Annotated in this window: 6 protein-coding genes; all 6 read right to left on the reverse strand. The window is 45.8% G+C overall.

All coding sequences use genetic code 11. The annotated features are described in order from the left end of the window. Positions 1-1,469, reverse strand: a 1,469-nt coding sequence (gene fusA, locus A3739_RS03455) for an elongation factor G (RefSeq protein WP_068500330.1), incomplete at its 3' end; no start/stop codon positions are given. 72 nt (positions 1,470-1,541) lie between these two features. Beyond that, positions 1,542-2,012 carry a 30S ribosomal protein S7 gene (gene rpsG / locus A3739_RS03460; protein WP_068473058.1) on the reverse strand — a complete coding sequence of 157 codons (471 nt, stop codon included), beginning with the start codon at positions 2,010-2,012 and terminating at the stop codon, positions 1,542-1,544. 91 nt (positions 2,013-2,103) lie between these two features. Next, on the reverse strand, positions 2,104-2,478 hold the full coding sequence (gene rpsL, locus A3739_RS03465) for a 30S ribosomal protein S12 (protein ID WP_068456027.1): 375 nt from the start codon (positions 2,476-2,478) through the stop codon (positions 2,104-2,106). A 150-nt stretch (positions 2,479-2,628) separates the two neighbouring features. After that, positions 2,629-6,849 carry a DNA-directed RNA polymerase subunit beta' gene (gene rpoC, locus A3739_RS03470; RefSeq protein WP_068473055.1) on the reverse strand — a complete coding sequence of 1,407 codons (4,221 nt, stop codon included), beginning with the start codon at positions 6,847-6,849 and terminating at the stop codon, positions 2,629-2,631. An 81-nt stretch (positions 6,850-6,930) separates the two neighbouring features. Then, positions 6,931-11,001: a DNA-directed RNA polymerase subunit beta gene (rpoB, locus tag A3739_RS03475; protein ID WP_068473052.1), complete on the reverse strand. Its 4,071-nt coding sequence runs from the start codon at positions 10,999-11,001 to the stop codon at positions 6,931-6,933. A gap of 222 nt (positions 11,002-11,223) precedes the next feature. Continuing rightward, the coding region (locus A3739_RS03480; RefSeq protein WP_197472016.1) for a 50S ribosomal protein L7/L12 at positions 11,224-11,405 on the reverse strand (182 nt) is incomplete at its 5' end.

The raw sequence follows: 11,405 nt of genomic DNA on the forward strand, positions 1-11,405 counted from the left end.
TACGCTACCTGAGGCTTACCAATGTTTGCCTCAACACCGAACTCACGCTTCATTCGATCGACGATAATATCAAGGTGTAGCTCACCCATACCGGAGATAATCGTCTGACCGGTTTCCTCATCAGTCTTAACTCTGAACGACGGATCTTCTTGCGCCAACTTACCGAGCGCCACACCCATCTTCTCTTGATCTGGCTGAGAACGTGGCTCTACAGCAACCGAAATAACGGGCTCTGGAAAATCCATACGCTCCAAAGTAATTCGGTTCTTTGGATCCTGGTCACACAAGGTCTCGCCAGTTGTGACATCTTTAAGACCGATAGCGGCTGCAATATCCCCAGCAAGAACTTCTTTAATCTCTTGACGATCATTTGAATGCATTTGCACCATACGACCAATACGCTCTCTCTTACCCTTGACCGGGTTCCAGACAGCATCGCCCGTCTCAAGCTTTCCAGAATACACACGGAAAAATGTCAATGTTCCAACGAACGGATCGGTCGCAATTTTGAATGCAAGTGCAGCAAATGGCTCGTCATCGCTCGCATTACGCGGCTCTATTTCACCATTCTCAAGTTCACCTTCGATTGCCTTAACCTCAGTCGGTGCTGGCAAATATTCAACAACCGCGTCAAGAACGGCTTGAACACCTTTATTCTTAAAAGCAGAACCGCCCAAGACAGGCACAATCTCATTTGCCAAGGTGCGTCGACGAATACCATCCTTGACTTGCTCTTCAGACAACTCGCCCTCTTCTAAATACAACTCCATGTATTCGTCAGACGCTTCAGCGGCGGCCTCAACGAGAGCTTCGCGGTACAACTCACAATCATCAAGCATGTCAGCTGGAATGTCTTGGTAATCAAAGGTCATCCCTTGATCAGACTCATTCCAAATGATGGCTTTCATTTTTACGAGATCAACGACGCCCTTGAACTCATCTTCAGCACCAATCGTTAACTGAAGCGGGACAGGGTTAGCACCAAGACGATCTTTTAATTGATCCACGACCGACAAATAGTCAGCACCGGTACGATCCATTTTATTTACAAATACCATGCGAGGAACTTGGTATTTGTTGGCTTGACGCCATACGGTCTCTGTTTGCGGCTGCACACCAGACGAGCCACACAACACAACCACAGCACCATCCAATACTCGCAAAGAACGCTCTACCTCAATGGTAAAGTCAACGTGCCCCGGCGTATCAATGATATTAATTCTGAACTGATCGAATTGCTGACGCATACCCGACCAAAAACACGTAGTTGCCGCAGAAGTAATGGTAATGCCGCGCTCTTGTTCCTGCTCCATCCAATCCATGGTAGCTGCACCATCGTGCACCTCACCAATCTTATGAGATAGGCCTGTATAGAATAGAATGCGCTCGGTTGTCGTCGTCTTACCCGCATCAACGTGCGCAACGATCCCGATATTTCTGTAACGGTCTATAGGCGTTTTACGTGCCACTTAACTTTCCTCGTTAATCGCAACAAGCCTGCATATAGCAGGCTTGTTGTTGTACTAAAACGAAAATTTGTTTTAGAAACGGTAGTGCGAAAATGCTTTGTTCGCTTCCGCCATACGGTGTACGTCTTCACGCTTCTTAACCGCTGCACCTTTACCTTCCGCAGCATCAAGAATTTCACCTGCAAGACGTAGAGCCATAGACTTCTCACCACGCTTACGTGAGTACTCTACTAACCAACGCATTGCCAACGCCATTTGGCGAGCCGGACGAACTTCGACTGGAACTTGATAGGTTGCACCACCAACACGACGCGACTTAACCTCAACCATTGGCTGAATCGACTCTAGTGCTTTATCGAAAAGCTCCATAGCGTCTTGATTAGATTTGCTAGCTACTGTGTCTAGCGCATCGTATACAATTTTTTCTGCCACTGCTTTTTTACCATGAACCATTACGTGGTTAATGAACTTAGCTAGCAGCTGACTTCCAAACTTAGGATCTGGAAGGATCTCGCGTTTCGCGACAACTCTTCTTCTTGGCATGATAAGCCCTCTATTACATCTAAGGTCTTCAGGTAATTCAGGATAGACCTGACCTTACTCTTACCCCTTAAAATTAAGTTTAAAACAAAGATTACCCTTTAGGACGCTTAGCACCGTACTTCGAACGACCCTGACGACGATCTGCAACGCCAGATGTATCCAAACTACCGCGAACAGTGTGATAACGAACACCCGGAAGGTCTTTAACACGACCACCACGGATAAGAACAACACTGTGCTCCTGAAGGTTGTGGCCTTCACCACCAATGTATGATGTTACTTCGTAGCCGTTTGTTAAACGTACACGACATACTTTACGCAAAGCCGAGTTAGGCTTTTTAGGCGTAGTCGTATAAACACGAGTACAAACACCACGACGCTGCGGACAAGCCTGCAACGCGGGAACGTCACTTTTAGCGACGACACGCTTTCTAGGCTTACGCACCAACTGATTAATAGTTGCCATGCAAGCAAACTCCAATTTTATCTATCAAATTCCCACCCTAAAATAGGGTGCTCTCAAGTCGAGGGGCGCAAGTCTAATTACGCCCCAGCATAGTGTCAAGAAATTTGGTTTATTTTTAACCACATTCCACAACACTATTTATGACGCACTTTATAGCGCGTCATTTTCCTTGTTTAGCTCTGCGCTTAGCGCCTCTACAACATCTTGTGCAGAAACACCTAAGCCGTCTTCTAAACCAGAACCTTTAGTCTTCTTAGCCTTACGTTCAGCATGGTATGCCAAACCAGTACCAGCTGGGATAAGACGACCAACAACAACGTTCTCTTTAAGACCTCGTAAGAAGTCACGTTTACCAGTCACAGCACCTTCAGTAAGTACACGTGTTGTTTCCTGGAACGATGCAGCTGAGATAAATGACTCAGTAGCAAGCGACGCTTTAGTAATACCTAGCAACTGACGCTCACATTGTGCTGGCATCTTATCGTTTGCATCAGCTTTTTCGTTCTCTTCAAGGAATTGAACGTATTCAACTTGATCACCTTTGATCAAGTCAGTATCACCTGATTGCGTAACTTCTACTTTACGTAGCATCTGACGAACAATTACTTCGATGTGCTTATCGTTAATCACAACGCCCTGCAGACGGTATACGTCTTGCACTTCGTTTGTAATGTACTTAGCAAGCTCAACAACACCTAGAAGACGCAAAATGTCGTGTGGATTTGATGGGCCATCAGAGATCACCTCACCCTTCTCTACACTTTCACCTTCAAACACGTTCATTTGACGATGCTTTGGAATCAATGCTTCATAAGCATCAGATCCGTCTTTAGGTGTTATAACAAGACGCTTCTTACCCTTGGTCTCTTTACCAAAGCTAACCACACCTGAAATCTCAGCAAGAATCGACGATTCTTTTGGCTTACGCGCTTCGAACAAGTCTGCTACGCGCGGTAGACCACCCGTGATGTCACGCGTCTTCGATGATTCCTGAGGAATACGAGCAATGATCTCACCTTGTGTTACTTGATCACCGTCACGCAAAGTCAAACTTGCATTCGCTGGCAAGAACACCTGGAATGGGGTTTCAGTCCCGTCTAGGAATACTGGATTTCCTTTCTCATCAACCAATTGAACCATCGGACGAACATCTTTACCTGATGACGGACGATCTTTTGGATCAATAATCTCTATATTAGATAAGCCAGTTAACTCATCAGTTTGGGTACGAACGGTAATACCTTCTTCCATACCAACAAACTGCGCTTTACCTGCTTGCTCTGTAATGATTGGGTGTGAGTGCGGATCCCACTTAGCTACCACTTGACCAGCATCAACGGTATCGCCGTCTTTCACAGTCAACACAGCACCGTAAGGAAGCTTATAGAACTCACGCTCACGGCCATGTTCATCCGCAACAGAAAGTGCAGAAGAACGTGAGGTAACAACTAAGTTGCCATCGGTACGTTCAATACTCTTCATGTTATTAAGACGTACAGAACCGCCGTGTTTAACCTGAATATTGTCTACTGCAGAAGCTCGCGATGCAGCACCACCGATGTGGAACGTACGCATCGTTAACTGCGTACCTGGCTCGCCAATCGATTGAGCAGCGATAACACCTACCGCCTCACCGCGGTTAACGACGTGACCACGAGCGAGATCGCGACCGTAACACTTCGCACAAATACCATGGCGAGTATCACATGTAATTGCAGAGCGAACCCAAACCTCATCAACACCTGCAGATTCAAGAAGATCAATTTGCTTCTCGTCCAAGAAAGTGCCGCGCGGCATAACTACATCTTCGTCATTACCTGGAGCAAAAACATCCTTCGCAGTGATTCGACCAAGAACACGATCACCAAGTGGCACAACAACGTCGCCACCTTCGATCATTGGCGTCATCAATAGACCTTCTTCAGTACCACAATCATCTTCAGTAACAACAAGGTCTTGAGCAACATCTACAAGACGACGTGTTAAGTAACCAGAGTTCGCTGTTTTCAGTGCAGTATCGGCAAGACCCTTACGTGCACCGTGCGTTGAGATAAAGTACTGAAGTACGTTTAGACCTTCACGGAAATTAGCCGTAATTGGTGTCTCGATGATCGAACCATCTGGTTTCGCCATCAAGCCACGCATACCTGCTAGCTGACGAATCTGCGCTGCAGAACCACGAGCACCGGAGTCGGCCATCATAAATACTGAGTTAAACGAATCTTGCTGAACCGTATTACCTTCACGGTCAACAACATCATCTTTACCTAAGGTATCCATCATCGCTTTTGCTACCTTATCGTTAGCACGCGACCAAATATCGATAACCTTGTTGTACTTCTCACCGTGCGTTAAAAGACCCGATGCGAATTGATTCTCGATTTCTTTTACTTCAGCGGTCGCTGCATCAATAATCCCTTCTTTCTCATCAGGAATTACAAAGTCATTTACACCGATTGATGAGCCAGAGTATGTCGCCTGAGAGAAACCTAGGTACATCAATTGGTCAGCAAAGATAACGGTGTCTTTAAGACCACAATTACGATATGCAAAGTTGATCAATTTAGAGATCGCCTTCTTAACCATTGGCTGGTTAACCAATGAGAAAGGCAAACCTTTCGGAAGAATTTCAAACAACAAAGCACGGCCTACAGTCGTTTCGACCAATTTGCTCTCGGTAATCAACTGGCCATCGTCATCGAACGTGCTTTCTTCGATACGAACTTTAATCTTCGCCTGCAAGTGAACTTGCTTAGCACCGTATGCACGCTGAACTTCTTTAATGTCCGCGAATACCATGCCTTCACCTTGGGCGTTCACACGATCACGCGTCATGTAGTAAAGACCAAGAACAACGTCCTGTGATGGAACGATAATCGGCTCTCCATTTGCTGGCGACAAGATGTTGTTGGTAGACATCATTAGAGCACGAGCTTCAAGCTGAGCTTCTAAGGTCAATGGAACGTGTACCGCCATTTGGTCACCATCGAAGTCGGCGTTGTATGCCGCACAAACGAGTGGGTGCAACTGAATTGCTTTACCTTCAATCAGAACTGGCTCAAATGCTTGAATACCAAGACGGTGAAGCGTTGGCGCACGATTTAGCATTACAGGGTGCTCGCGAATCACTTCAGCAAGAATATCCCATACTTCTGCCGTTTCACGCTCAACCATTTTCTTAGCAGCTTTGATCGTTGTAGCAAGGCCACGACTTTCTAACTTCGAGAAGATGAATGGTTTGAATAGCTCAAGTGCCATCTTCTTAGGAAGACCACACTGATGAAGTCGCAGGCTAGGACCAACAACGATTACCGAACGACCAGAATAATCTACACGCTTACCAAGAAGGTTTTGACGGAAACGACCTTGCTTACCTTTGATCATGTCAGCAAGAGATTTCAATGGGCGCTTGTTTGAACCCGTAATCGCGCGACCACGACGACCATTATCAAGCAGTGCATCAACAGATTCTTGAAGCATACGCTTCTCGTTACGAACAATGATATCTGGAGCACTTAACTCAAGTAGACGCTTCAAACGGTTGTTACGGTTGATAACTCGACGATACAAGTCGTTCAAATCAGATGTTGCAAAGCGGCCACCGTCAAGTGGTACTAATGGACGCAAATCTGGTGGAAGAACTGGCAATACATCTAACACCATCCACTCGGGCTTGTTGCCTGAACCGTAGAAAGATTCGATAAGCTTAAGACGCTTAGATAGTTTTTTGATCTTAGTTTCTGAATTAGTCGCTGGAATCTCTTCACGCAAACGATCAATTTCAGACTCAAGATTAATATCTTTAAGAAGAGCTTGGATTGCTTCCGCACCCATTTTAGCATCGAACTCGTCACCGAATTCTTCTAGCGCTTCGTAATACTGCTCATCAGAAAGCAACTGACCACGCTCAAGCGTACTCATGCCTGGATCAATAACAATAAACGATTCAAAGTAGAGAACGCGTTCGATATCACGAAGAGTCATATCTAAAAGCATGCCGATACGTGATGGCAAAGACTTCAAGAACCAAATGTGTGCAACTGGGCTAGCTAGTTCGATGTGACCCATACGATCACGACGCACATTCGCCAACGCGACTTCTACACCACACTTCTCACAGATAACGCCACGATGCTTAAGGCGCTTATATTTTCCACAAAGACATTCGTAGTCTTTGATTGGGCCAAAAATTTTCGCACAGAATAGACCATCACGCTCAGGCTTGAACGTACGGTAGTTGATGGTTTCCGGCTTCTTAACTTCACCATATGACCACGAACGAATCATTTCAGGTGACGACAAACCAATACGAATCGAATCAAATTCTTGAGAGTCGTTTTGGTTTTTCAACAAATTTAATAAATCTTTCATCGCTTGCTCCGGTAGGAGTTATTGTTTGCGGGCTTCATATTTGAATCAGCCCGCGACGCTAATCATTGGGTTATCGACTGACTACTCAGATTCCAACTCGATATCTATACCCAATGAGCGAATTTCTTTGACCAATACGTTGAAGGACTCTGGCATGCCAGGCTCCATACGATGATCGCCATCAACAATGTTTTTGTACATCTTAGTACGACCGTTCACGTCATCCGACTTAACGGTAAGCATTTCCTGCAAGGTATATGCAGCACCATATGCTTCAAGTGCCCATACTTCCATCTCACCGAATCGCTGACCACCAAACTGAGCCTTACCGCCCAATGGCTGCTGCGTAACAAGACTGTATGAACCAGTTGAACGCGCGTGCATCTTGTCGTCAACCAGGTGGTTCAATTTCAGCATGTACATATAACCGACCGTTACAGGGCGATCAAATGCGTCACCAGTACGTCCGTCATACAAAACTGTTTGTCCGCTGTCATCAAGATCAGCTAAACGAAGTAGCTCTTTGATTTCAGACTCTTTCGCGCCATCGAATGCTGGAGTTGCCATAGGAACACCACCGCGAAGGTTGTTCGCCAACTCTAGAATCTCTTTATCAGAGAAGCTGTCTAGCTCTTCTTTCTTGCTTGCAACACCGTTGTAGATTTCACCCAACAAGCCTCGAACTTCGGCGACTTCTTTTTGCTGCTTGATCATAGTATCGATCTTTTGACCAAGACCTTTGGCTGCTGCACCTAAGTGAGTTTCCAAAACCTGACCAACGTTCATACGCGACGGTACACCTAGCGGGTTAAGAACGATATCGACAGGATTACCAAACTCATCGTATGGCATATCTTCAACAGGCATGATGACCGAGATAACACCTTTGTTACCATGACGGCCAGCCATTTTATCACCAGGCTGGATGCGACGTTTAATCGCAACATAAACCTTAACGATCTTGAGTACGCCAGGCGCCAAATCATCACCCGTTTGAAGCTTGCGTTTCTTCACTTCAAAACGCTCTTCGTGCTCTTTCTTACGCTCTTCAAGAGATGCTTCCGCCTTCTCAAGAAGTTCGTTCAAATCGTCATCAGCCAAACGGATCTTAAACCAATCTGACGCTTCAAGGGCTGCCAAATAATCTTGAGAAAGCGTATCGCCCTTCTTAAGACCTGGAGCAGACACAATTGCCTGACCATCTAATGCAGCAGTGAGACGTTCATACGTTGCACCCAACAAGATACGATACTCATCTTTAAGATCCTTACGGAACTTATCAAGCTGTGAGTTTTCGATATCAAGTGCACGCTGATCTTTCTCAACGCCATCACGCGTAAATACCTGAACATCGATAACCGTACCGCGCGTTCCGGTGGATACACGCAATGACGTATCTTTTACGTCTGATGCTTTTTCACCAAAGATCGCACGTAGCAACTTCTCTTCAGGAGTTAATTGCGTTTCACCTTTTGGCGTCACCTTACCAACTAGGATGTCGCCCGGGCCAACCTCAGCACCGATATAAACAATGCCTGATTCATCTAATTTAGATAACGCACTTTCACCAACATTTGGAATATCAGCAGAAATCTCTTCACTACCCAACTTCGTGTCACGCGCAACACACGTTAACTCTTGAATGTGGATAGTTGTGAAGCGATCTTCTTGGACAACTCGCTCAGATACTAGAATCGAGTCTTCGAAGTTGTAACCGTTCCAAGGCATGAATGCGATACGCATATTCTGACCTAGCGCCAGCTCACCCATATCTACTGAAGGGCCGTCTGCCATCACGTCACCACGCGCAACAGAGTCACCTTGACGCACAAGTGGCTTTTGATTGATGCAAGTATTTTGGTTAGAACGTACATACTTAGTTAGGTTGTAGATATCTACGCCTGCGTCGCCCGCGTCTACCTCGTCATCATGAACCCGAACAACGATACGACCAGCGTCAACGCTCTCAATAACACCGCCACGATCAGCCACGACACAAACACCTGAGTCTTGCGCCACGATGCGCTCGATACCGGTACCAACAAGAGGCTTATCTGAACGTAATGTAGGAACTGCCTGACGCTGCATGTTCGATCCCATCAATGCACGGTTCGCATCATCGTGCTCTAAGAATGGGATAAGTGATGCCGCAACAGATACAACCTGACGTGGTGACACGTCCATGTAATTAACTTTTTCTGGAGGCATTACTGTGGTTTCGTTCTTATGACGAACAGTTACCAATTCTTCTGTAAGGTTATTTCCATCATCAACAACAGCGCTTGCCTGTGCGATAACATAACCACTTTCTTCGATTGCAGATAAGTATTCGATTTCGTCGGTAACATGACCATCAACAACTTTACGATAAGGCGACTCAAGGAAACCATATGAGTTAGTACGCGCATAAGTTGCTAACGAGTTGATCAAACCGATGTTCGGACCTTCAGGCGTTTCGATTGGACAAACACGACCATAGTGAGTCGGGTGTACGTCACGTACTTCGAATCCTGCACGCTCACGCGTCAAACCACCTGGGCCAAGCGCAGAGACACGACGCTTATGCGTTACCTCAGATAGAGGGTTGTTTTGGTCCATGAACTGAGACAACTGGCTAGAACCAAAGAACTCTTTGACTGCTGCAGCAACTGGTTTTGCATTAATTAAATCTTGTGGCATCAAGCCATCAGACTCAGCCATGCTCAAGCGCTCACGTACAGCTCGCTCAACACGCACAAGACCTACGCGGAATTGGTTTTCAGCCATTTCACCAACAGAACGGATACGTCGGTTACCAAGGTGATCGATATCATCAACTTCGCCTTTACCATTACGAATGTCGATCAAGGTACGCAACACATCGATGATATCTTGATTATCAAGAACGCCTTCGCCCGTCTCTTCAGCTCTCCCAAGACGACGATTGAACTTCATACGGCCAACTGCCGAAAGATCATAGCGCTCAGATGTAAAGAACAGGTTACCGAATAAATTCTCAGCAGACTCTTTAGTCGGTGGCTCGCCTGGGCGCATCATACGATAGATTTCTACCAAGGCTTCTAATTGAGTATTCGTAGGGTCAATACGCAAGGTATCAGAGATAAACGAGCCACAATCAAGTTCGTTAGTGTAAAGCGTCTCAATGCTTTCGATACCCGCCGCAACTAATGCATCAACGACTTCTTCTGTAATTTCTGTATTACAGCTAGCAACTAGCTCACCAGTATCTTCATTGATGATATCTTTCGCTAATACCTTGCCGTATAGGTATTCTTTAGGAACTTCAAGCGCGCCGCCTAATTTCTCAAGCTTACGAATTTGCTTGGCGTTAACTCGACGCCCTTCTTCAACAATCACTTCACCGTCAGGATCTTTGATGTCAAACGTTGCGATTTCGCCACGCAAACGTGAAGGAACAAGTTCGAGTTTGAAGCTGTCTGCTGACAATTCAAAACGACCAGTGTCGAAGAACATATCCAAGATCTCTTGCGAGCTTAGACCTAGAGCACGCATCAAGATTGTTGCTGGAAGCTTACGACGACGGTCAATACGAACGAACACGTTGTCATTTGGATCGAATTCGAAGTCTAACCAAGAACCACGATATGGAATCACTCGAGCACTATGAAGCAACTTGCCTGATGAGTGAGTTTTACCTTTATCGTGATCGAAGAACACACCCGGAGAACGGTGTAACTGAGAAACAATTACACGCTCAGTACCGTTTACAACGAATGTACCGTTATCGGTCATCAAAGGCATTTCGCCCATGTAAACTTCTTGTTCTTTGATGTCTTTAATCGCGCGATTTGAAGACTCTTTGTCATAAATGATTAAACGAACTTTAACTCGTAGAGGAGCAGCGTAAGTCACGCCACGCAAAATACACTCTTTAACGTCAAACGCCGGCTCACCAAGACGATAGCTTACGTATTCCAATGCAGCGTTGCCGGAAAAACTAACAATCGGAAAAACAGACTTAAACGCTGCGTGCAAGCCAAGATCATCGCGCCCTGCAGCCTCAACGCCTTCCTGTAGAAAGCTTCTATAAGAGTCTATTTGAATAGACAGAAGATATGGCACATCCATTACAGTCGGCAAAGTGCCGAATTCTTTACGAATACGCTTTTTCTCTGTATACGAGTAGGTCATCTGTATTCCCCAGTTATGACAAAAGGTCTGAAATCTAACTAACAATGAAACTTCGTGTCGGCATCATTTGCTAGTGCAGGGCTTCGCCCTGAAGGTCTCCTAGCACATAGGAGTAATGCTTTCTTTAACAACGGAAAAAGGCCGGGAGTATAAAATACCACCGGCCAGTTCCGTCAGAGGACTAGTGAGCAATTGTTGCTCAAGCCACTATTCAAGGAATAGTTACTTGATTTCAACAGATGCGCCAGCTTCCTCAAGCTCTTTCTTAGCTGCTTCAGCGTCGTCTTTGCTAACGCCTTCTTTAACAGTTGAAGGAGCACCGTCAACCATTGCTTTCGCTTCTTTAAGGCCAAGACCTGTAAGACCGCGAACAGCTTTGATTACGTTAACTTTCTTATCGCCAG

This window comes from Oleiphilus sp. HI0067, assembly GCF_001635735.1.